At 72.4% G+C, this 22420-nt stretch carries 22 protein-coding genes; 6 read left to right on the plus strand and 16 right to left on the minus strand.

The annotated features are described in order from the left end of the window. The first annotated feature begins 15 nt into the window (after positions 1-15). Entirely contained in the window at positions 16-252 is a 237-nt protein-coding gene (locus ACWGIS_RS24655; protein WP_453364708.1) for an HPr family phosphocarrier protein, read from the plus strand. Here ACWGIS_RS24655 and nusB read toward each other — a convergent pair. The 13 genes from nusB to ACWGIS_RS24720 all read right to left on the minus strand — a co-directional run bounded on the left by nusB (position 191) and on the right by ACWGIS_RS24720 (position 13249). Next, positions 191-625, minus strand: a complete 435-nt coding sequence (gene nusB / locus ACWGIS_RS24660) for a transcription antitermination factor NusB (protein ID WP_453364636.1) — start codon at positions 623-625, stop codon at positions 191-193. The two genes, ACWGIS_RS24655 and nusB, sit on opposite strands and share 62 nt — an antisense overlap. Before the next feature lie 2 nt (positions 626-627). Further along, complete coding sequence (gene efp / locus ACWGIS_RS24665; protein WP_121404421.1) at positions 628-1194, minus strand: elongation factor P; 567 nt, start codon at positions 1192-1194, stop codon at positions 628-630. A 46-nt stretch (positions 1195-1240) separates the two neighbouring features. Further along, on the minus strand, positions 1241-2347 hold the full coding sequence (locus ACWGIS_RS24670; protein WP_453364637.1) for a M24 family metallopeptidase: 1107 nt from the start codon (positions 2345-2347) through the stop codon (positions 1241-1243). Positions 2348-2470: 123 nt separating this feature from the next. Continuing rightward, a complete protein-coding gene (locus tag ACWGIS_RS24675; RefSeq protein ID WP_453364638.1) occupies positions 2471-3328 on the minus strand; it encodes a Pro-rich N-terminal domain-containing protein in 858 nt (285 codons plus the stop codon). Positions 3329-3620: 292 nt separating this feature from the next. Beyond that, positions 3621-4712: a 3-dehydroquinate synthase gene (gene aroB, locus ACWGIS_RS24680; RefSeq protein WP_453364639.1), complete on the minus strand. Its 1092-nt coding sequence runs from the start codon at positions 4710-4712 to the stop codon at positions 3621-3623. Continuing rightward, positions 4709-5227: a shikimate kinase gene (locus tag ACWGIS_RS24685; protein ID WP_453364640.1), complete on the minus strand. Its 519-nt coding sequence runs from the start codon at positions 5225-5227 to the stop codon at positions 4709-4711. The genes aroB and ACWGIS_RS24685 overlap by 4 nt, the downstream gene beginning before the upstream one ends. Then, on the minus strand, positions 5224-6408 hold the full coding sequence (gene aroC, locus ACWGIS_RS24690) for a chorismate synthase (protein ID WP_453364641.1): 1185 nt from the start codon (positions 6406-6408) through the stop codon (positions 5224-5226). The genes ACWGIS_RS24685 and aroC overlap by 4 nt, the downstream gene beginning before the upstream one ends. Before the next feature lie 176 nt (positions 6409-6584). After that, positions 6585-7427, minus strand: coding sequence for a shikimate dehydrogenase (locus ACWGIS_RS24695; RefSeq protein WP_453364642.1), 843 nt, complete (start codon positions 7425-7427; stop codon positions 6585-6587). After that, positions 7424-9199 carry an endolytic transglycosylase MltG gene (mltG, locus tag ACWGIS_RS24700; protein ID WP_453364643.1) on the minus strand — a complete coding sequence of 592 codons (1776 nt, stop codon included), beginning with the start codon at positions 9197-9199 and terminating at the stop codon, positions 7424-7426. The genes ACWGIS_RS24695 and mltG overlap by 4 nt, the downstream gene beginning before the upstream one ends. A 123-nt stretch (positions 9200-9322) precedes the next feature. After that, on the minus strand, positions 9323-9787 hold the full coding sequence (gene ruvX / locus ACWGIS_RS24705; RefSeq protein WP_453364644.1) for a Holliday junction resolvase RuvX: 465 nt from the start codon (positions 9785-9787) through the stop codon (positions 9323-9325). 9 nt (positions 9788-9796) lie between these two features. Further along, entirely contained in the window at positions 9797-12469 is a 2673-nt protein-coding gene (gene alaS, locus ACWGIS_RS24710) for an alanine--tRNA ligase (protein ID WP_453364645.1), read from the minus strand. Further along, positions 12469-12807, minus strand: coding sequence for a DUF6167 family protein (locus tag ACWGIS_RS24715; RefSeq protein ID WP_453364646.1), 339 nt, complete (start codon positions 12805-12807; stop codon positions 12469-12471). Before ACWGIS_RS24715 ends, alaS begins: the two co-directional genes overlap by 1 nt. A gap of 7 nt (positions 12808-12814) precedes the next feature. Continuing rightward, positions 12815-13249 (minus strand): DUF948 domain-containing protein, encoded by a 435-nt coding sequence (locus tag ACWGIS_RS24720; protein ID WP_355782105.1) that lies wholly within the window; start codon positions 13247-13249, stop codon positions 12815-12817. Positions 13250-13410: 161 nt separating this feature from the next. Between ACWGIS_RS24720 and ACWGIS_RS24725 the strand changes: the two genes are divergently transcribed. Beyond that, entirely contained in the window at positions 13411-15594 is a 2184-nt protein-coding gene (locus tag ACWGIS_RS24725; protein WP_453364647.1) for an ATP-binding protein, read from the plus strand. A gap of 29 nt (positions 15595-15623) precedes the next feature. On the opposite strand, the gene rpsD is transcribed toward ACWGIS_RS24725, so the two are convergent. The 3 genes from rpsD to ACWGIS_RS24740 all read right to left on the minus strand — a co-directional run bounded on the left by rpsD (position 15624) and on the right by ACWGIS_RS24740 (position 18633). After that, entirely contained in the window at positions 15624-16238 is a 615-nt protein-coding gene (rpsD, locus tag ACWGIS_RS24730; protein ID WP_010988245.1) for a 30S ribosomal protein S4, read from the minus strand. Between the two features lie 334 nt (positions 16239-16572). Next, positions 16573-17928: a replication-associated recombination protein A gene (locus ACWGIS_RS24735; RefSeq protein WP_453364648.1), complete on the minus strand. Its 1356-nt coding sequence runs from the start codon at positions 17926-17928 to the stop codon at positions 16573-16575. Positions 17929-17994: 66 nt separating this feature from the next. Then, complete coding sequence (locus ACWGIS_RS24740) at positions 17995-18633, minus strand: vitamin K epoxide reductase family protein (RefSeq protein ID WP_453364649.1); 639 nt, start codon at positions 18631-18633, stop codon at positions 17995-17997. A 140-nt stretch (positions 18634-18773) separates the two neighbouring features. Between ACWGIS_RS24740 and ACWGIS_RS24745 the strand changes: the two genes are divergently transcribed. From ACWGIS_RS24745 to ACWGIS_RS24760, 4 genes are read left to right on the plus strand one after another with little or no spacing between them, the layout of a single operon-like run. Continuing rightward, positions 18774-19640 carry an ABC transporter ATP-binding protein gene (locus ACWGIS_RS24745; RefSeq protein WP_453364650.1) on the plus strand — a complete coding sequence of 289 codons (867 nt, stop codon included), beginning with the start codon at positions 18774-18776 and terminating at the stop codon, positions 19638-19640. Beyond that, positions 19637-20488, plus strand: coding sequence for an ABC transporter permease (locus ACWGIS_RS24750; RefSeq protein WP_453364651.1), 852 nt, complete (start codon positions 19637-19639; stop codon positions 20486-20488). The genes ACWGIS_RS24745 and ACWGIS_RS24750 overlap by 4 nt, the downstream gene beginning before the upstream one ends. Next, complete coding sequence (locus ACWGIS_RS24755; protein WP_453364652.1) at positions 20485-21684, plus strand: sensor histidine kinase; 1200 nt, start codon at positions 20485-20487, stop codon at positions 21682-21684. The genes ACWGIS_RS24750 and ACWGIS_RS24755 overlap by 4 nt, the downstream gene beginning before the upstream one ends. After that, positions 21681-22304, plus strand: coding sequence for a response regulator (locus ACWGIS_RS24760; RefSeq protein ID WP_453364653.1), 624 nt, complete (start codon positions 21681-21683; stop codon positions 22302-22304). The genes ACWGIS_RS24755 and ACWGIS_RS24760 overlap by 4 nt, the downstream gene beginning before the upstream one ends. Positions 22305-22420: the final 116 nt, after the last annotated feature.

Here is a 22420-nt window from a genome sequence, read left to right on the forward strand (position 1 = left end):
GCCGCCGCCACCGGGCTGCCCGTCACCGTCGCGTCCGACGGGAAGGACCCGGTCGACGCGCGCAGTGTCCTCGGGCTCATGACCCTCGGCGTCGTCTTCGGCGACCAGGTGGTGCTGCGGGCCCTCCGGCGTCTCGTACGTCGTCATGCGGCGCCGTACGACAAGAATCCCCCCGCGGGAGATGCCGTTGCTATGCCTCGTCCCGGCGGAGCGACGGCTTCAGTTCCTTCAGCCGGCCCAGCAGGCCGTTGATGAACGCGGGCGACTCGTCCGTGGAGAACTCCTTCGCCAGCTGGACCGCCTCGTCCAGCACCACGGCGTCCGGGGTCTCGTCGACCCAGATCAGCTCGTAGGCACCGAGACGCAGGACGTTGCGGTCCACGACCGGCATCCGGTCGAGGGTCCAGCCGACGGAGTACTGCGCGAGGAGGTCGTCGATCCGGCGGGCCTTCTCGGCGTACCCCTCGACCAGCTGCATCGTGTACTCGCTGACCGGCGGCTGCCGGGTGTCGGACCGGGAGTGCCGGATCCAGTCCGCGAGGACCGTCAGGACGTCCACATCGCGCTGGTCGCCCTCGAAGAGGATCTGGAAGGCGCGCTTGCGGGCCGTGTTGCGGGCAGCCACGGTTAGCTGTTCACCCGGCCGAGGTAGTCGCTCGTACGGGTGTCGACCTTGATCTTCTCACCGGTGGTGATGAAGAGCGGCACCTGGATCTGGTGGCCGGTCTCCAGGGTGGCGGGCTTGGTGCCACCGGTGGAGCGGTCGCCCTGGACACCGGGCTCGGTCTCCTGGATGGTCAGCTCGACGGCGGCCGGCAGCTCGACGAAGAGCACCTCGCCCTCGTGCTGCGCGACGGTGGCGGTGAAGCCCTCGATCAGGAAGTTGGCGGCGTCGCCGACGGACTTGCGGTCGACCATGAGCTGGTCGTAGGTGTCCATGTCCATGAAGACGAAGTACTCGCCGTCCATGTACGAGAACTGCATGTCTCGCTTGTCGATCGTGGCCGTCTCGACCTTGACGCCGGCGTTGAACGTCTTGTCGACGACCTTGCCGGAGAGCACGTTCTTCAGCTTGGTGCGCACGAAGGCCGGGCCCTTGCCGGGCTTGACGTGCTGGAACTCGACGACGGACCAGAGCTGGCCGCCTTCGAGCTTGAGCACCAGGCCGTTCTTGAGGTCGTTCGTGGAAGCCACGGTTGCGGAATCTCCTGGACTGACGTGGACGACCAGAAGACACGCGCTACAGCGCGAGCAGCTCCTTGGTCGTGATGGTGAGTAGCTCGGGTCCGCCGTCCGCCTCGTGGCGCACGACGAGCGTGTCATCGATCCTGACACCGCCCCGGCCCGGAAGGTGGACCCCCGGTTCGACGGTGACCGGCACGCAAGCGTCCAGTTTACCCATGGCCGCGCGGGCCAACTGCGGGTCCTCGTCGATTTCGAGCCCGACACCGTGCCCGGTCAGCGCCGGAAGGCCCTCGGTGTGCCCGGCGGAGTCCAGTACCTGACGGGCCGCGCGGTCCACGTCGCGGTAGGCGGCGCCCGGCACCAGCGCCTCTCGTCCGGCGCGCTGAGCGGCGAAGACGAGGTCGTACAGCTCGATCTGCCAGTCCGCGGGCGAGGTCCCGATGACGAACGTCCGGCCGATCTCGCAACGGTAGCCGCGGTACACGGCGCCCAGGCAGACGGAGAGGAAGTCGCCCTCCTCGACCCGCCGGTCGGTGGGCCGGTGACCCCGGCGCCCGGAGTTCGGCCCGGTGCCGACGGAGGTCGCGAACGCCCGGCCGTCGGCGCCGTGGTCGACCAGCCGACGCTCCAGCTCCAGTGCGAGGTGGCGTTCGGTACGGCCCACCAGGATGGATTCGAGGAGTTCGCCCAGGGCCTGGTCGGCGATCTCGGCGGCGATGCGCAGGCAGGAGATCTCCTCCTCGTCCTTGACGACGCGCAGCTGCTCCACCGCGCCGCCCAGGTCCGCCAGCCGCAGCCGGGGGGCCACCGCACCGATGGCACGGTGCCGCCGCACCGTCAGATCGTGCTCCTCGACCGCGAGGGACTCCGCCCCCTGCGCGTGGGCGAGGCCGGCCGCCGCGACCGCCGCGTCCCCGCCCGGCGCGGCGAGCAGCTGCATCCGCAGGTTCTCGTCGGGCCGCCCCTCCACGGGGTCGCCGCTCGGCAGGGAGGCGCAGAGCAGCAGGTCCTCGGACCTGCCGAGCAGCAGGACGGCGCCGTGCGGCGCCGTGCCCGCGAGATACCGCACGTTGGCCGGGCGGGTGACGAGCGCCGCGGCGCTGCCGCCCGACGTGCTGCGTTCCCGGAGCCGCTCGCGGCGTGCCGCGTACACCTCTGACATGTTCCGAGCCTACGAGCGGTGGCCGGATACCGCCGGTCCAGCGGGGCCGACCGGGCGGCGGGCAGCACCCGCCCGCGGCGGCGCACCGGATGCGGCACGGCCGCGGTGTTCAGGTGCCGCGGGTCACCACTGGGGCGGGCTGGCGATGGAGCGGGCCAGGACGTCGTCCAGGATCCGCGCCGTGGCCGGCACGTCGAGCTGCGAGTTGTCGATGATCGGCAGCCCGGAGCCGTACCAGCCGGCCATCCGGCCGTGGATGCGGGCGACCTCCTCGTCACTGAGGCGGCGGTTGCCGGAGCGCTCCGCGTTGCGCTCCAGGACGATCTCCAGGCCCGGGAGCAGGACGACCGGCAGCAGGCCGGGTCCCACGTGCCGCTTCCAGCCGCCGAGGCCGACGACCGGGCGGTCGGGGAACACGGCGTCGTCGAGGATGCAGGAGATGCCGTTGGCCAGGAAGTTCCGTGCGGCGAAGCCGCAGGTCCTGCGGGCGAGACGGTACTGCGCCTCGGAGTGGTCGTTCCATCCCGACTGGGGGTCGGCGAAGCCCGAGCGGACCCATTCGCGCACGTCGTCCAGGCTGATGTGGGCCGTGGGGACCCGGCGGTGCTCCGCCCAGTACTTGGCGACGCTGGTCTTGCCCGCGCCGGCCGGACCGATGAGCAGGACCGCGAGCGTCGTGGCGGCCGGGTCGGGGGTGCCCGGGGCGGCCGGCGGGGACGGCATGGCCACGGGGCCGCCCGGGGGCAGCTGCACATGGCCGGTGGTGTCCCTCGGGGGCGGCGCGGGCACGTGCTGCGCCGGGGGCTGGTGCGGGGCCTGGGCGGGCGGGACCCCGGGGGGTACGGGCGCTGCCGCGAAGCCCGGAGCGGGCGCGGGTACGGGACCGGGTCCCGGGTGCTGTCCGGCAGGTGACCAGCCGACGGCCGGTCCGTGCCCCGGCTGATGGGGCGGCGGCAGCGGAGCCCCCACTGCGTGCTGCATCCGGTGCCACTCCGTCTCGTGTCTTTCGGCTCGCTCGCCTCCGGGGCGTCCGCGTCGACCGCCGGGAACCCGGCCGCGCCCGGACCCACGGGTCCTGGCGCTCTCCCCCTCGACACCGACACGCCCTCGACTCGCTCGCCGCAGGCAATGGGCGCTGGCAGCGGGGCCGAACCCCGCTCCGTACCGAACGGTACCGTCCCCGGCCGCCGTTGTGTGAACGGCCGGGGAGGGCGCGAAGTGCCCGCGGCCCGAGCGGGCGGAGCCGAACCGGACCAACCGGTCCGGAGCGGACCTACTCGCCCACCTCGCCGTAGGCGGCGAGCAGGACGGCCGGGTCGGGACCCTCCAGGACGGTCGGCTTGGCCAGCCCGTCGAGGACGATGAACCGCAGCATGTCGCCGCGGGACTTCTTGTCGACCTTCATGTTCTGGAGCAGCTTGGGCCACTGGTCGTACCGGTAGTGCAGCGGGAGCCCGACGGCCTCCAGGATCGTGCGGTGCCGGTCGGCGGTGGCGTCGTCGAGGCGGCCCGCCAGCCGGCCGAGTTCGGCGGCGAAGTGCATGCCGACGGAGACGGCCGCACCGTGGCGCCACTGGTAGCGCTCGTTCTTCTCGATGGCGTGGGCCAGGGTGTGCCCGTAGTTGAGGATCTCCCGGAGCCCGGACTCCTTGAGGTCCCCGGAGACGACCTCGGCCTTCACCCGGATCGAGCGCTCGATGAGTTCGGCGGTGTGCGGTCCGGCCGGGGTGCGGGCCGCCTGCGGATCGGACTCGATGAGCTCCAGGATCGTGGGGTCGGCGATGAAGCCGGCCTTGATGACCTCCGCGAGTCCCGACACGAAGTCGTGGACCGGCAGGGAGTCCAGCGCGGCCAGGTCGCAGAGGACCCCGGCGGGCGGGTGGAAGGCGCCGACCAGGTTCTTGCCCTCGGCGGTGTTGATGCCGGTCTTGCCGCCGACGGCGGCGTCCACCATGGCCAGCACGGTGGTCGGGACGGCGATCCAGCGCACACCGCGCAGCCAGGTCGCCGCGACGAACCCGGCGAGGTCGGTGGTGGCTCCGCCGCCCACGCCCACGATGACGTCGGTGCGGGTGAAGCCGGAGGTGCCCAGCGCCTTCCAGCAGTAGGCGGCGACCTCGGCGGTCTTGGCCTCCTCGGCGTTCGGCACCTGGATGGCGATCGCCTCGAAGCCCTGCCCGGCCAGATCGGCGCGGAGCGCCTCACCGGTGTCGGCCAGCGCCTCGGGGTGGATGACCGCGACGCGCTTGACGCTCTCGCCGATCAGACCGCCGAGCTCTTCCAGGAGTTGGCGGCCGACCAGGACCTCGTAGGGGTCGGTGCCCGCCGTGCCGCCGACGTGGATCCGGGTCACTGCCTCGCTCATGCTTCCTTCAACTCCAGTGCGTCGAGGACCGCCTGGGCGACCTCTTCGGGGGTGCGGCCGTCGGTGGGGATCACCGCGCCGGCCACTTCGGTGTACAGGTGACGGCGGGCCTCCATCAGCTCGCGCCACTGCCGGCGCGGGTTGACCGCGAGCAGGGGCCGCGCCGAGTTCAGCCCGGTGCGCTGGACCGCCTCCTCGACGTCCATCGAGAGGTAGACGACCCGGTGTCCGGCGAGCAGCGTCCGCGTCTCGTCGTCGAGGATCGCGCCGCCGCCGAGCGCCAGTACGCCGTCGTGCTCGGCGAGCGCCCGGCGCACCGCGCGCTTCTCCACGGCGCGGAAGGCGGCCTCGCCCTCGTCGACGAAGATGTCGGCGACGGTGCGGCCCTCGGCGGCCACGATGTCGTCGTCGGTGTCCCGGTAGGCGCAGCCCAGCCGCCCGGCGAGCAGCGCGCCCACCGTGGACTTGCCGACGCCCATCGGTCCCACCAGCACGACCAGGGGCGCGGGGCTCACCGGATGGCCAGGTTCTCGAGGTACGACGTCACGTTGCGGCGGGTCTCGGGGACGCTGTCGCCGCCGAACTTCTCGGCCACGGCGTCGGCCAGGACGAGCGCCACCATGGCCTCGGCGACGATGCCGGCGGCCGGGACCGCGCACACGTCCGAGCGCTGGTGGTGGGCCTTGGCGGCCTCGCCGGTGGCCACGTCGATGGTGGCCAGGGCGCGCGGCACGGTCGCGATGGGCTTCATGGCGGCCCGTACGCGCAGGAGCTCACCGGTCGTCAGGCCGCCCTCGGTGCCGCCGGAGCGGCCGGTGGAGCGGCGGATGCCGTCCTCGGTGTGGACGATCTCGTCGTGCGCCTGGGAACCGGGCACCCGCGCCAGGTCGAAGCCGTCGCCGACCTCGACGCCCTTGATGGCCTGGATGCCCATGAGCGCGGCGGCGAGCCGGGCGTCGAGCCGCCGGTCCCAGTGGACGTGCGAGCCGAGGCCGACCGGTACGCCGTAGGCGAGCACCTCGACGACACCGCCCAGGGTGTCGCCGTCCTTGTGGGCCTGGTCGATCTCCGCGACCATCGCCTTCGACGCGTCGGCGTCGAGGCAGCGCACCGGGTCGGCGTCGAGCCGCTCCACGTCGGAGGGCGTGGGGTAGACCCCGTACGGGGCCTTGGCGCCCGCCAGCTCGGTCACGTGGCTGACGATCTCGATCCCGGCCGTCTCCTTCAGGTACGAGCGGGCCACCGCGCCGAGCGCGACGCGGGCCGCGGTCTCCCGTGCGGAGGCGCGCTCCAGGATCGGCCGGGCCTCGTCGAAGCCGTACTTCTGCATGCCCGCGAGGTCCGCGTGGCCGGGCCGGGGCCGGGTCAGCGGGGCGTTGCGGGCCAGGTCGGCGAGGATCTCCGGGGCGACCGGGTCGGCCGCCATGACCTGCTCCCACTTGGGCCACTCGGTGTTGCCCACCATGATCGCGACGGGTGAGCCGAGGGTGAGGCCGTGCCGGACGCCGCCGAGGAAGGTGACCTCGTCACGCTCGAACTTCATCCGGGCACCGCGTCCGTAGCCGAGGCGCCGCCGGGCGAGGTGGTCCGCCACCATCTCCGTGGTGATCGGTACGCCGGCGGGAAGTCCCTCCAGCGTCGCGACGAGTGCGGGGCCGTGGGACTCCCCCGCGGTCAGCCAGCGCAACCTGCTCAACGGTGCTCCTCATGCTCGCGCCCTGGTACTGCTGCTGCGTACACGCGTCCTCGCGTACGGCGACGGCGCGACCGGGTGCGCGGCCCTGGCCCGCCGCTTCCGATCCTCCCACGTCCGGCGGCGGTGACCGGCCGCAGGTCCATCAGGCGGACGGGGCTCCGGAGCGCGTGGGCGCCTCAGCGGCCGGCGAGGGCGTGCTCGCCCGCCTTGCGCATGGCGTCCAGCGGCGCGGGTGAACGCCCGGTCATCTGCTCGACCTGGAGCACCGCCTGGTGCACGAGAAGGTCGAGCCCGCCGACCACGGCACCGCCGTAGGCCGACCAGCGGGCGGCGAGGTCGGTGGGCCAGGGGTCGTACAGCACGTCGAACAGCGTGGCGGGCCGTTCGGGCACGGCGGAGGCCAGCGCGTCCGTGGTGCCCGCCGGGGTGGTGGCGATCACCAGGGGCGCGCGCAGGGCCTGTGCCGCGTCCGCCCAGTCCGCCGTCCGCACGTCGAGGCCGAGCCGCTCGCCCCACTGCCGCATCTCGGCGGCGCGGGCCGCGCTGCGCACGTACGCGACGACCTCGCCGGTGCAGATCCGGGCCAGCGCGGCCAGCGCGGAGGACGCGGTGGCGCCGGCGCCGAGCACGGCGGCCGAGCCGACTTCCTCGATGCCCCGCTCGCGCAGGGCGGCGACCATCCCCGGGATGTCGGTGTTGTCGCCGACGCGCCGCCCGTCCGCGGTGAGGACGACCGTGTTCACCGTCTCGACGGAGGCGGCCGTCTCGCTGATCTCGTCCAGCAGCGGGATGACCGCCCGCTTGAGCGGCATGGTCAGCGACAGTCCCGCCCACTCCGGGCCGAGCTTCTCGACGAACCCGGGGAGCGTCTCCTCGTCCACCTCGAACCGGTCGTAGGTCCAGCCGTCGAGGCCGAGCCGTGCGTACGCGGCCCGGTGCAGGACCGGGGAGAGGGAGTGCGCGATCGGGGAGCCGAGGACGCCCGCTCTGCGCCCGCTCCCGCCACCGGTGCCGCTCATTGGCCCTTCTGTTCGTCGAGGTACTTCTCACGGTTGCGGTTCTGCTCTTCGTTCGTCTCGGCGAAGAGCGTCTTGTCCGCGCTGACGGAGACGAAGTAGTACCAGTTGCCCTTGGCCGGCTTGAGCGCCGCCTCGATGGCGACCTGGCCGGGGTTGCCGATCGGCCCGGGCGGCAGTCCCTTGATCTTGTAGGTGTTGTACGGGTCCTTGAGCTGGCGCAGCTCGTTGACGGACCCGGTGGCGAGCTTGGACTCGCCGCGGAGGTAGTTCACCGTGGAGTCGAAGTCCAGGAGGCCGTAGGTCTCGGTGTTGTTCGGCTTCAGACGGTTGTAGACGACCCTCGCGACCTTCTCGAAGTCGTGCTTGTACTTGCCCTCGGCCTGGACCAGGCTCGCGACGGTGAGGACCTCGAGGGGGTTCTTCAGGTCCAGGTCGTCCGCCTTGGCCTCGATGCCGAGCTCGGCGTACTTCTCCTTGGCCAGGTCGACCATCTGCTCCAGGACCTCCTTGGGCTTCATGCCCTTGGCCACCGGATAGGTCGACGGGTAGAGGAATCCTTCCAGCGGGTCCTTGATGTCCTTGCCGGTGTTCGCCCAGGACGGCAGGCCGAGGTCGGACCACTGCTTCTCGGCGACGCCCCGGGTGGTGCCCTTCTTGAGTTCGAGGGCCTTGTCGACCGCGGCGTAGACCTGGGCGTTGCGCTCGCCCTCGAACACCGTGAGGTTGTTCCGGCTCTTCGGGTCGAGCATCAGCGCGACGGCGCTCTCGGCGGACATCCGCTTGTTGAGCAGGTAGGAGCCCGGCTGGATCTGGCCGGGGTTGTTCGACTGGGCGGCGACGAAGGCGTCGACGCTCTTGACGACGTCCGCGTCCTTCAGCTTCTGCCCGATCGTGTAGCCGAGGGCGCCCTTGGGGATGACGACGGTGACCTTCTCGCCCGTGCCGTCGCCCGCGTAGTCCGGCGCCGAGCCGAAACGGTTCTGGTAGAACTGGTACCCGAAATATCCGACACCGCCGAGGCCGCCGCCGAAGACCAGGACGACCACCAGACACGCGCATCCGCTGCGGCGCTTGCGGTCCTTGCCGCCGCCGCGGCCCCGCCGGTCCCCGCGCCCGCCGCGGCCGCCCCTGCCGTCGTCGGCATCGTCGTCATCGTCGTCGTCCGCGAAGAAGGCGTGCTCGCCCTGGTCGGGTCCGGGGTCCCAGTCCGTCTGCGGCTCGGGTTCGGCACGGCGCCGGGCGGGCGGCTCGGGCGGCGGGTACGCGTCGGGCGTCTGGTAGAAGTCGGGCTGCTCGCCGCCCGGGTAGGCGGCCGGCTGGCCCGCGTACGGGTCGACCTGGTCGCCGGGGTACGGGACTTGGGGGTGCGCACCGGTGTTCCAGCCGCCGTTGTCGTAACCCTGCTGCCCCTGGCCGGCGTACTGCTGCTGCCCCTGGCCGGGGTACTGCTGTCCCTGTCCCTGGTCCGGGTACTGCCCGCCCTGGCCGTACTGCTGCTGTCCGTACTGCTGCTGGTTCGGGTCGCCGTACTGCTGCTGCGGCGCCTGGCCGGGGTAGGGTCCCTGACCGCCGTACTGCTGCTGGCCCTGCTGGTGCGAGGCCTGCGGGCCGGTGCCCCAGTCGCCCTGCTGCGGCTGCTGCGGATGGTGCTGCGGCCGGCCGCCGTAGGGGGACTGGCCCTCGTGGGCCTGTCCTCCCCATCCGCCGTCCCCGTACAACGGGTCCTCCGGATGCCACGGTTCGGAGCCTGGGCCCCGGCCATACTCAGTCATCGATCCCCTAGAGCCGCGAGGCGGTGGCTGCTGGCGCTTGTGGCACGGCTCCCGTTCGCCTCTTTCGCTGTGCGGCGGCTGTTCGAACACCGCCGCATCGCGCGGAACGTTACCGTATCGCGATCAGATGACCACTTCGACGCCCTCTCCGGGCGCCGTGCCTGACGCCCGTTCGGACTCCAGGGCCTGCTGAAGGATGATGACGGCCGCCGCCTGGTCGATGACGGACCGGCCCTTCTTGGACTTCACACCCGAGGCGCGCAGTCCCTGACTGGCCGTCACTGTGGTCATCCTCTCGTCGAGGAGCCGCACCGGGACGGGTGCGATCCCCCGGGCGAGCTCCTCGGCGAAGGCGCGGACCTTGACCGCGGCCGGGCCCTCGCCCCCCTTGAGGGAGCGAGGGAGTCCGACGACGACCTCGATCGGCTCGTACTCGTCGACGAGCTGCCGCAACCGGCGCCGGGCGGCCGGGACATCGCGTCCCGGCACCGTCTCCACCGGTGTGGCGAGGATCCCGTCGGGATCGCACGAGGCGACCCCGATCCGGGCGTCCCCGACGTCGATCGCGAGCCGGCGTCCTCTGCGCATCCGCCGGCCCTACTTGGCCGTCTCGGCGACGAGGCGTTCGACGGCGTCGACGGCCTCGCCGACGGCGGCCGGGTTCTGGCCGCCGCCCTGGGCGACGTCCGGCTTGCCGCCACCGCCGCCGCCGAGGGTCTTGGCGGCCGCGCGGACCAGCTCGCCGGCCTTGAGGCCGCGCTCGCGGGCCGCCTCGTTGGTGGCGATGACGGTGAGCGGCTTGCCGCCCACCGTGCTGAACAGGGCGACGACGACGGCCCGTCCGCCCTGGATGCGCCCGCGCACGTCGAGGACCAGCCTGCGCAGGTCGTCGGCGCTCGTGCCGTCCGGGACCTGCCCGGTCACCAGCGCGATGCCGCGCACGTCCTTGGCGGACTCGGCGAGACCGGCGGCGGCCTGGAGGACCTTCTCCGCGCGGAACTTCTCGATCTCCTTCTCGGCGTCCTTCAGCTTGCCGAGCATGGCGGAGATCTTCTCCGGGAGCTCCTCGGGCCGGCCCTTGACCAGCTCCTGGAGCTGGGCGACGACCGTGTGCTCCCGGGCCAGGAAGTTGTACGCGTCGACGCCCACGAGGGCCTCGATGCGCCGTACGCCGGAACCGATGGACGACTCGCCGAGCAGCTTGACGAGGCCGAGCTGGGCCGTGTTGTGGACGTGCGTGCCGCCGCACAGCTCCTTGGAGAAGTCGCCGATGGTGACGACGCGCACGCGCTCGCCGTACTTCTCGCCGAACTCGGCGATGGCGCCCTGCTTCTTGGCCTCGTCGATGCCCATGACCTCGGCGTGCACGTCCAGGTCGCGGGCGAGCACCTCGTTGATCTGCTGCTCGACATCGGTCATCACGGCCGTGGGCACGGCCGACGGGGAGCCGAAGTCGAAGCGGAAGCGGCCGGGCTGGTTCTCGGAACCGGCCTGGGCGGCCGTCGGGCCGAGGGCGTCGCGCAGGGCCTGGTGGGTGAGGTGCGTGGCCGAGTGGGCGCGGGCGATGGACTTGCGGCGGCGCACGTCGATCGTGGCCTGGGCCTTGGCGCCGACGGTCACCTCGCCGACCTGGACGACGCCCTTGTGGACGTACACCCCGGGGACCGGCTTCTGGCAGTCGCGGACCTCGATCACGGCGCCGGTGTCGACCCGGATGCGGCCGGTGTCGCCGATCTGGCCACCGCCCTCGGCGTAGAACGGCGTGCGGTCGAGGACGATCTCGACCTCGTCGCCCTCGCTGGCGGCCGGCGAGGAGGCGCCGTCGACCAGGATGCCGACGATCGTGGACTCGCCCTCGGTCTGCGTGTACCCGACGAACTCGGTCTCGCCGGCGGCGTCGGCGATCTCGCGGTAGGCACCGAGGTCGGCGTGGCCGGTCTTCTTGGCCTGGGCGTCGGCCTTGGCGCGCTCCCGCTGCTCCTTCATCAGGCGGCGGAAGCCGTCCTCGTCCACGGAGAGGCCCTGTTCGGCGGCCATCTCCAGGGTGAGGTCGATCGGGAAGCCCCAGGTGTCGTGGAGCAGGAACGCCTTGTCGCCGGAGAGCACCGTGCCGCCGGCCGACTTCGTCTCGGTGACGGCGGTGTCGAGGATGTTGGTGCCGCCCTTGAGGGCCTTGAGGAACGCGGCCTCCTCGGCGAGGGCGACGGTCTCGATGCGCCGGCGGTCGGAGACGAGCTCCGGGTACTGCTGACCCATCATCTCGATGACGACGTCGATGAGGTCCTTGACGACGGGGCCGGTGGCGCCGAGCAGCCGCATGTTGCGGATGGCGCGGCGCATGATGCGGCGCAGCACGTAGCCGCGGCCCTCGTTGCCGGGGCTGACGCCGTCGCCGATGAGCATCACCGAGGTGCGCATGTGGTCGGTGACGACGCGCAGCGAGACGTCGGAGCCGTGGGCGGCGCCGTACTCGACGCCGGTCAGCTCGGTGGCCTTGCGGATGACGGCCATGGAGGTGTCGATCTCGTACATGTTCTGCACGTCCTGCAGAATCATCGCGAGGCGTTCCAGGCCGAGGCCGGTGTCGATGTTCTTGCTGGGCAGCTCGCCGAGGATCTCGAAGTCCTCCTTCGAGGTGCCCTCGCCGCGCTCGTACTGCATGAAGACCAGGTTCCAGATCTCCACGTAGCGCTCGTCGTTGACGGCCGGGCCGCCCTCGACGCCGAACTCGGGGCCGCGGTCGTAGTTGATCTCGGAGCAGGGGCCGCAGGGCCCGGGGACGCCCATGGACCAGTAGTTGTCCTTCTTGCCGAGGCGCTGGATGCGCTCGGCCGGCACGCCGATCTTCTCGCGCCAGATCTTCTCGGCCTCGTCGTCGTCCAGGTAGACGGTCACCCACAGGCGCTCCGGGTCGAGCCCGTAACCGCCCTTGTCCTGGGGCGAGGTGAGCAGCTCCCAGGCGTGGGTGATGGCGCCTTCCTTGAAGTAGTCGCCGAAGGAGAAGTTGCCGCACATCTGGAAGAAGGTGCCGTGGCGGGTGGTCTTGCCGACCTCTTCGATGTCGGGGGTGCGCACGCACTTCTGCACGCTGGTCGCGCGCGAGAACGGCGGCTTGACCTCACCGAGGAAGTACGGCTTGAAGGGGACCATGCCCGCGGGGACCAGGAGCAGAGTCGGGTCGTCCGCGATGAGCGACGCCGAAGGGACGACGGTGTGACCGCGCTCCTCGAAGAAGCTCAACCAGCGGCGGCGAATCTCGGCCGACTCCATCAGTGGTCCTCATTCCGGTTGTACGAGTACGTCGACCTCTCGACGTACTTGGGGTTGCTGCGGTTCTCGATGGCGGCGACGCGCCGCGGTGCGGGCAGTGCGGGGTCCGCCTCGGCGTTCAGCCCGAGTGCCTCGTCGAGTTCGGCCTCGCGCTGGGCCATGCCCTCGCGGACGTCGAGCGCGAAGTCCTTGAGCCGGTGGCCCGCTTCGATCGCCTTGTTCGCGGCCTGTGCCGCGAGGCTCTCGGGCGTCAGCTGCCTGATCTTGCGGTTGACCTTGGTGGTGGCCCATACGCCGGCGGCTGCGCCCGCGGTGAACCAGAACGTACGGCGGAACATCGCTGCGTCAGTCCTTCTTCCGCTTTCCCCGTCGCGCGGACGGGACGGTGCGTCCCACGATCACGGTGCGGCGGGACGCCCTGGGTGGCTCGTTCTCACGTCGGACCCCGAGTGCCCGGCGGACGCCGTAACCGAACGCCGCGACCTTCACCAGGGGGCCGCCGAAGGTGGAGGCGACCGTCGTGGAGAGCGCCGACGCGTTCGACGTGACCTCCTGGACGTCGGAGGCGATGGCGTCCACCCTCTCGATCTGGGTCTGTGCGGAGCGCACCGCCGTCGAGGCGTCGGCCAGCAGCGGGACGGCCTGGTCGGTCACGTCCGCCACGAGCTTGGTGGTCGCCCTGAGCGTCTGGGCCAGCCTCGCCAGCGCGACGGCGAGGAAGGAGACCAGGATCGCCCAGAACACGGCCACCAGGATCCCGGCCACCTCTCCACCGGACACTGATTGCACCCGCTCCCTGATACGTGCCTGACATCGAAAAGTCGTCCCCCGAGCCTATCGCGCCGGGGCCGCGGCTCCGCACCGGATTACCGCGGCCCCCGGCGGGAGTTCCGGCGAACCGATTGTACGGAGCGCGTACGGGTCGGTACGCTCCGTATCCCATGCACCGATCTCACCCGGCCCGGCGCGCGGGCTCATCGCCCCCCGGCAATCTGCCCCTGGAACTCAACGCGTTCGTGGGGCGGTCGGCCGAACTGCGGCGGCTGGACGAGGCCCTGCGTTCGGCGCGGCTGGTGACCGTGACGGGCATGGGGGGTGTCGGCAAGTCGCGGCTCGCGGCGCACGCGGCGGCACGGGCCGAGCTGTCCGGCGGGGCGTGGCGGGTGGAGCTGGCGGCGGTCCGCGAGCCGGAACTCGTCGAGTACGCGGTCGTCGAGGCGCTCGGCCTGACCGACCACACCTCCCGGCTGCCCCGCGAGGTGCTGGCCGCCCATCTCGCCGAGCGCCAACTCCTGCTGGTCCTGGACGGTTTCGAGCACCTCGTGGACACGTGCGCCTCGCTGGTGGGCGAGCTGCTGAGGACGGCGCCGGGGCTGCGGGTGCTCGCCGCGGGGCGCCGGCCGCTGGACGTCGAGGGCGAGCGGCTGTTCCCGCTGGCGCCGATGACCGGGCCGGAGACCCTGGAGCTGTTCGCGGAGCGGGCGGCGGCCCGGGTGCCGGGGTTCGCGGTGGGCGAGGCGAACCGGCCCGACGTCCTGGAGCTGTGCCGTCGCCTCGACGGCATCCCGCTCGCCGTGGAGCTGGCCGCCGGCCGGCTGAGCACCCTCTCCCCCGCCCAGCTGCTGTCGCGCCTGGAGGACCGGTTCCGGCTGCTGACGGGCGGCGGGCGGGACGTGCCGGCGCGCCACCAGACCCTCCGGACGGCGATCGGCTGGAGCCACGAGCTGTGCACCCCGCGGGAACGGCTGCTCTGGTCGCGCCTGTCGGTGTTCGCGGGCGAGTTCGACCTGGACGCCGCCGAGTACGTGTGCAGCGGCGACGGCCTGCCCGCCGACGACGTCCTGGACGTGCTCGGCGAGCTGCTCGCCCAGTCCGTGGTCTCCCGCGAGGAGACGCCCGTCGGCGTGCGCTACCGGATGCTGGACACGGTCCGCGCGTACGGCGCCGAGTGGCTGGAGGCCATGGGGGACGCGAACCGGCTGCGGCGCCGCCACCGCGACTGGTTCATGGGGCTGGCCACCTGGTGCGAGCTGGACTGGTTCTCGCCGCGCCAGGGGGAGATCGCCGCGCGTGTCGAGGCGGAGCTGCCGAATCTGCGGTGCGCCCTGGAGCACTGTCTGACCGAGCCGGACGAGACGCACCTGGGCCAGTACCTGGCGGGGAGCCTCTGGTTCTACTGGGTTGGCTGCGGCAGGCTCGCCGAGGGGCGGCACTGGCTGGACCGCAGCGTCGAGCCGGCCCCGGAGGACGGGGCGTACGAGCAGTCCCGGCTCAAGGCGCTGTGGGTGCTCGGTTACGTGGCGGTCCTCCAGGGCGACCCGGTGGCCGCGCTCGGCGCGCTCCAGGAGTGCCGCGAGGAGGCGGAGCGGACCGGGAACGCGACGGCGGTGGCGTACGCGGAGCACCGCACCGGGTGTCTGGCGCTGGTGACGGACGACATGCCGCGCGCGGAGGACCTGCTGAGCTCGGCGCTGGACCGCTATCACGAGATCGGCGAGCTCAACAGCAACGTCCTGATGGGCCAGGTCGAGCTGGCGATGGCGAAGGCGTTCCGGGGTGACCTGCCGGGCGCGGTGAAGCTGTGCGAGGACGTCCGGCGGGTGTGCGAGGACCACGGGGAGCGCTGGGCGCTGGCGTACGCGCTGTACGTGCTGGCCTACGGGGCCTGGACCGAGGGCGACCGGCGGCGGGCCCGGGACCTGCTGGAGGAGTGCCTCGGTATCGGGCACGCCTTCCACGATCTGCTCGGCACGGTCCTCGCCGTGGAACTGCTCGCGCTCGTCACCGCGGAGGACGGCGATCCCGCCGAGGCCGCGGTGCTGCAGGGCGCGGCGTCCCGGATGTGGCCGTCGGTGGGCCTGCCGCTGTTCGGTTCGGCGCACTACAACGCGCCGCACGAACGCTGCGAGGCGACCGCCCGGGAGCGGCTGGGTGACGAGCGGTACGAGGAGTGCGTACGGGCCGGGGCGCGGCTGGGGCAGGAGGCGGCGGTGGGCCGGGCACTGGGGCGGCGCGGGGAGCGGACGCTGGGCGCGGTGCCGGCGCCGCGGACGGTGCCGGCGCCGGTGGACATGCGAAAGCCCGCCGCCTCGCCCACCCGGAAGGGCGGGGAGACGGCGGGCTGACACGCGGTGGTGCCACGTCCGCCGAAGGATCAGCGGGCGTAGTACTCGACGACGAGCTGCTCGTCGCAGATCACCGGGATCTCCTTGCGGTTCGGCTCGCGGTCCAGGCGGAAGGCCAGGGCGCGGAGGTTCACCTGGAGGTAGCGCGGGGTCTCGCCGTCGGGGGCGAAGCCACCCTCACGCGCGACCTCGAACAGCGGCTTCTGGCGGCTGCGCTCACGGACCATGACGACGTCGTCCGGCTTGACGCGGAAGGACGGCTTGTCGACCTTCTGGCCGTTGACCTCGATGTGGCCGTGGACGACCATCTGGCGGGCCTGGTAGATCGTGCGGGCGATGCCCGAACGCAGGACCAGCGCGTCGAGACGGCGCTCGAGCTCGATGACCAGGGCCTCACCGGTCTTGCCCTGGGTCTTCGCGGCACGCTCGTAGGCGCGGACGAGCTGGCGCTCGGACACGTCGTACTGCGCGCGCAGACGCTGCTTCTCGAGCAGACGGACCTTGTAGTCCGAGTTCTGCTTGCGGCCGCGGCCGTGCTCACCCGGCGGGTAGGGGCGGGCCTCGAAGTACTTGACGGCCTTCGGGGTCAGCGCGATGCCGAGGGCACGCGACTTCTTGACCTTGGGGCGGGACTGGTTCGCCATGAACCAAACACCTCATATTTCTGATGTGAATACGGCTTCACCAGGGTTAGGGGAGGTCGCAATCCGCAGCCGGGGAAACCCCGCGGGCCCTTGACGGGCCTGCCGGGCAGCCGCTCCCTGGTCTGGGCACATACGTGCAGCACGCGAGTGGCCCACCGACCTGTTCCCGGAGGTCCGGGAGGGTGGTGGGCTGCCCGCGACACCTTCGACGGTGCGCGACGCTCCTGGATCCCCCGCGCCTTGCGGCGCACGGGTTCCGGCTGGATGTCCCGTTCTGGTGGTGCCGACCGGAGCCGGACACGGGACGCAGCGCTTCAGGGAGTCTACAGGGTGGTCAGGACCGCCCTCGACCGAGGCGCTTCCTGGTCCACTCCACCGCGTCCGCGTAGCGCGCCTCCGCGCCGTGCCGGGTCGGTGTGTAGTACTCCCGGTCCTTGAGCTCCTCCGGGGCGTACTGCTGGGCGGCGATGCCCTCGGGGAGGTCGTGCGGGTACACGTAGCCCTGCGCGTGGCCGAGCTTGGCCGCGCCCTTGTAGTGCCCGTCGCGCAGATGGGCGGGCACGGGGCCGGCGTGGCCCTTGCGGACGTCCTCCATGGCGGCGCCGATCGCGGTGGTCGCGGCGTTCGACTTGGGGGCCAGGGCGAGGGCGATGGTGGCGTGGCTGAGCGTGAGCGCGGCCTCCGGGAAGCCGATCATGGCCACGGCCTGGGCGGCGGCGACCGCGATCGGCAGCGCGTTCGGGTCGGCGAGGCCGATGTCCTCGCTGGCGGAGATCATCAGGCGGCGGGCGATGAAGCGGGGGTCCTCGCCGGCCTCGATCATGCGCGCCAGGTAGTGCAGGGCGGCGTCCACGTCCGAGCCGCGGATGGACTTGATCAGGGCGCTGGCGACGTCGTAGTGCTGGTCGCCGTCGCGGTCGTACTTGACGGCGGCACGGTCGACCGTCTCCTCCAGGGTCTGGAGGGTGATCTCCGGCTCGCCCTTGTCGAGCGCGGACCCGGCGGCGGCCTCCAGCGCCGTCAGGGCCCGGCGGGCGTCGCCGCCGGCGATCCGCAGCAGGTGCTCCTCGGTGTCCCCGGGGAGGGTGACGGACTCCTTGAGGCCGCGCTCGTCGGTGAGGGCCCGGCGCAGCAGTCCGCGCAGGTCGTCGTCCGTGAGCGGTTCGAGGGTCAGCAGGAGCGAGCGGGACAGGAGGGGGGAGATCACCGAGAAGTACGGGTTCTCCGTGGTCGCGGCGATCAGGGTGACCCAGCGGTTCTCGACAGCCGGGAGGAGGGAGTCCTGCTGGGCCTTGCTGAAGCGGTGGATCTCGTCGAGGAAGAGGACGGTCTCCTTGCCGAAGCCGCCGGTGGCGCGGCGGGCGCCCTCGATGACCGCGCGCACCTCCTTGACGCCCGCGGTGATCGCGGACAGCTCGACGAAGCGCTTGTTCGTGGCCTTGGAGACGACGTAGGCGAGGGTGGTCTTGCCGGTGCCCGGCGGGCCCCAGAGGATCACGGAGGACGGTCCGGCGGGGCCGCCGCCGCTCTCGCCGACCAGTCTGCGCAGGGGCGAGCCCGGCTTGAGCAGGTGCTGCTGGCCCACGACCTCGTCGAGGGTGCGCGGGCGCATCCGGACCGCCAGGGGGCTGCTGGACGGGTCCTTCTCCTGGCGTTCTTCGGCTGCGGCGGTGAACAGGTCGGGCTCCACGTACGAAACCCTATGTCACGCCACTGACAACGCCTCCGGGCCCGGTGGACCGGGAGTCCGCCGGGGTCAGCTGGTCCAGAAGTCCCACCAGCGGGTCAGGATCAGCATGCCGATGATGCCGATGTGCAGGACGGGCAGCACCCAGGTGAACTCGCCGAAGAAGCTCCTCACCCAGCGCGGGGCGGGCAGGAAGCCGTTGCGGACGTTGGACGAGGTCACGTACCAGAACATGAGGATCGTGGCGGCCCAGGCCAGGCAGCACCACAGGCACAGCGAGTTGATCCGGTACAGGGACTGGAACTGGAGCCAGGTGCAGAATCCGACGCCGAAGAGGGTGCCGGCGTTGAAGGTCAGCCAGTACCAGCGCGGGAAGGTGGCCCTGGCGAGCAGGCTGACGCCGACGCAGACGACGACGCCGTAGGCGACCAGTCCGAGCATCGGGTTGGGGAACCCGAAGACCGAGGCCTGGTCGCTCTTCATGATGTTGCCGCAGGAGACGACCGGGTTGAGGCTGCACCCCGGTACGAAGCCCGGGTCCTCCAGCAGCTTGAACTTGTCGATCGTGATGACCCAGGCGGCGAGCAGACCGGCCGCACCGGTGATCACGAGCAGCAGGGCGAGGGCCGCGCTGCCGCCCACCGTCCGCGGGACGTCGACGCGCTTGTCGTCGAGGGAGACGTCGTCCTTGACTGTCGTCTTGCTCATCACGCCGATCCGTTGCTGGGTGGGGGGCTCTGCGGGCACGGTCATTGTGCCGCACGCGCCCGCGTGTCCACCGTTCGATGGACATAAGGAGGTACGGACGGTCGTCCCGGAGCGTTCGGTTCGCGCCGACGCTGGTCGGCATGACGACAGACGCGGACAGGCTCGTGGTGGACGTACGGGGACTGCGCAAGCGGTACGGGGACGTGACGGCGGTGGACGGCATCGACCTGGGCGTCCGGCGCGGGGAGGTGTTCGGCCTGCTCGGGCCCAACGGCGCCGGGAAGAGCACCACGGTGGAGATCCTCCAGGGCGACCGCGTGCGCGACGCGGGGCACGTCCTGGTGCTGGGCGAGGACCCGGCGAGGAGCACGCGCGCGTGGCGGTCCCTGGTCGGCGTCGTCCGGCAGGGCGAATCGGCGCCCGCGGAGTTGACGGTGCGCGAGACGGTGCGGCATTTCGCACGGTATTACCCCGATCCGCGAGACCCGGAGGAGGTCATCGCCCTGGTCGGTCTCCAGGAGGAGGCGGACACCCGGATCCAGGCGCTCTCCGGCGGCGGGCGGCGCCGGCTGGACGTGGCGCTGGGCGTGACGGGCGGTCCGGAACTGCTGCTGCTGGACGAGCCCACGACCGGTTTCGATCCCGCCGCCCGGCGCCGCTTCGGCGAGACGGTCCGGGAACTGGCCGCCGGGGGCACGACGATCCTGCTGACCACGCACCACCTCCAGGAGGCGGAGACGCTCGCGGACCGGATCGCGGTCGTCGTGCGGGGACGGGTGGTCGCCGAGGGGTCCCCGTCCGCCCTGCGGGAGCGTCACGGCACCGCGGCGACCGTCGAGTGGACGGAGGCCGACGGCACCCCGTGCCGCGAGGACACCGAGGCGCCGACGCGGGCGGTGGCGCGACTCGCGGGCCGGTTCGGCGGGGAGGTACCGGGACTGCGCGTGAACCGTCCCACCCTGGAGGACCACTATCTGCGGCTGACCGGGCAGGAGGGCACCCGATGACCACGACGGCCGGGGAAGCGGTCCACGCCGGGAACCGCTCCGCGCAGCGGCTTCCGGGCGCCTGGGGCCTCGGACTCGCCCGCGGCGCCCTGGAACTGCGGCAGTTCTTCCGCCGGCGCGACCAGGTGGTCTTCACCCTCGCCTTCCCGGTCGTCCTGCTGTTCCTCTTCGCCTCGGTCTTCGGCGACGACGTGCGCGGCGCCGGCGTCACGGCGGCCCAGCTGTACGTGCCCGCCATGACGGCCGCGGGCATCATGTCCGTCGGCTTCCAGTCCCTCGGCGTCTCCGTCGCGGTCGAGCGGGACCAAGGGGTGCTGCGCCGGCTGCGCGCGACGCCGATGCCGCCCGCCGCGTACTTCCTGGGGAAGATCTGGCTGGTTCTCGTCACCGGTGTCCTGGAGACGGCGGTCCTGCTCCTCACCGGGGTCACGCTGTTCGGCGCGGCCGCCCCCGTCGGCATCGGCGGCTGGTGCACGCTCGTCTGGATCTTCGTCCTGGGCCTGACGGCGTGCTCCCTGCTCGGCGTCGCGGTCGGCTCGCTCCCGGCGTCCGGCAGGAGCGCGACCTCGGTGATCGTGCTCCCGTTCCTGGTGCTCCAGTTCGTCTCCGGGGTGTACGTCCCGGTCGGCACCGTGCCGGACTGGATGCTGGCCTTCGCCGCCCTGTTCCCGCTGAAGTGGATGTGCCAGGGTCTGCGCGGGGTCTTCCTGCCCGACTCGGCGCGCGTCCTGGAGCAGGCGGGTGACTGGGAGTACGGCCGCGTGGCCCTGGTGCTCGGGGCGTGGTGCGCCGGAGGATTGCTGCTGTGTCTGCTGACCTTCCGGTGGAAGAACCGGCGCGAGGGATGACGGGCCCGGGCGGCGCGCGCGGTGCGTATGCCTGGGACCGTTCGTTCCGGCTTTGGGACTCGTACTTCGCGATCGTGTGGCTGGCCACGCTGGTCTTCGTGCTCGGTACGGCGCGGCCGGGGCCGCCCTACCGGTTCGCCTCGGCCGCCCTGCTCGCCCTGCTGGTCCCCTGGTACGTGGTGGTGGGGCGGCCGGTGTTCGGCGGTGACCCGCCCGACGAACGCCGGGCGCTGCGGTACCTGGCCGGGGCCATGGCGCTGTTCCTGCCGTCGGGGATCCTTGTCGGCGAGACCCGTCTGATGACGTTCGCGCTCGTCCCCCAGTGCTTCATGGCGCTGAGCCCGCGCCGGGCGCTGCCGGCCGTGACCGTCCTCAATCTCGCGCCGGTGGCCGGGTGGCTCCTGCTCTGGCGGCCGGGCGGCGAGGACGCCTTCTACAACCTGGTGTTCGGCGTGGTGACCCTCGTCTTCTCGGCGGCCGTCGGCGGCTGGACCGCGCGGGTCGTCGAGCAGAGCCACGAACGCGCCGCGCTCATCGCGGAATTGGACGCGGGCCGCCACGAGATCTCCCGGCTCTCGGCCGCCCACGGCGCGCTGGCCGAGCGGGAGCGGTTCTCCCGGGAGATCCACGACACCCTCGCCCAGGGCTTCACCAGCCTGCTGATGCTCGTCCAGGCCGTCGAGGCGGAAATCGACGGCGATCCCGCCGAGGCGCGCCGCCATCTGGCGCTCATGGAGCGGACGGCACGGCAGAACCTCGCCGAGGCGCGGGCCCTGGTGGCCGGGTCAGGGCCCGCAGACCTCGACGGCGCCTCGCTGCCCGACGCGCTGCGCCGGCTCGCCGCACGCCATGACGCCGCCCTCGATGTGACGGGTGCCGTGCGCGCGCTGCCCGCCGGGACCGAGGTGGTCGCCCTGCGCTCCTGTCAGGAGGCGCTCACCAACGCCCGTAAGCACGCCGGGACTTCGGCCGTCGTCGGCCTCACGCTGGCGTACGCCGACAAGGCGGTCACCGTCTCGGTACGGGACGACGGGCGCGGTTTCGACCCGGCGGCACCGGCGGACGGCCACGGTCTGGCCGGGCTGCGCGCGCGGGCCGCGGAGGCGGGCGGCACGGCCCGGGTGAGCAGCGCGCCCGACGAGGGGACCCTGGTGACCGTCCGGCTTCCGGTACCGCCCGGGAGGAGCGCCCTGTGATCCGGATCGTGCTGGCCGACGACCATCCCGTCGTACGCGAGGGGCTGCGCGCGATGCTCGGCGCCGAGCCCGGTCTCGACGTGGTCGGGGACGCGTCGAGCGGGCCGCGGGCGGAGGCGCTGGCCGCCGAACTCCTGCCCGACATCGTCCTGATGGACCTGCGGATGCCGGGCGGCGGGGGCGTCGAGTCGATCGCGCGGATGACCCGGGCGGGGCTGCCGTGCCGGGTGATCGTGCTCACCACGTACGAGACGGACGGCGACATCCTGCGGGCGGTGGAGGCGGGCGCGGCGGGCTATCTGCTGAAGGATCTGCCGCGCGGTGAGCTGGCGGCGGCGGTGCGGGCCGCCGCGCGGGGCGAGACCGTACTGGCCCCGTCCGTGGCCGCCCGGCTGGTGGACCGGCTGCGCTCCAGACCGGAGCGGCCGCGGCTGTCCGAGCGGGAGACCGCGGTGCTCGCCCTGGTCGCCGAGGGGTGCACGAACGCCGAGATCGGCCGGCGCCTGTTCATCGGCGAGTCGACCGTGAAGACCCATCTGCTGCGGGCCTTCGGCAAGTTGGGGGTCGACGACCGGACGGCCGCGGTGACGTGCGCGATGCGCTGGGGACTGCTGGACTGAGGTCCGCACTGCCCCCGGTCGGAGACGGCCGGGTCCGCCCCCGTGCGGCGGGGCACCCGCCCCCCGCCCTCAGCCCCCGCGGGGATCCAGGTTCGCCCCGCTGTCGTTTAACCCCC

The organism is Streptomyces sp. NPDC054842 (genome assembly GCF_053611025.1).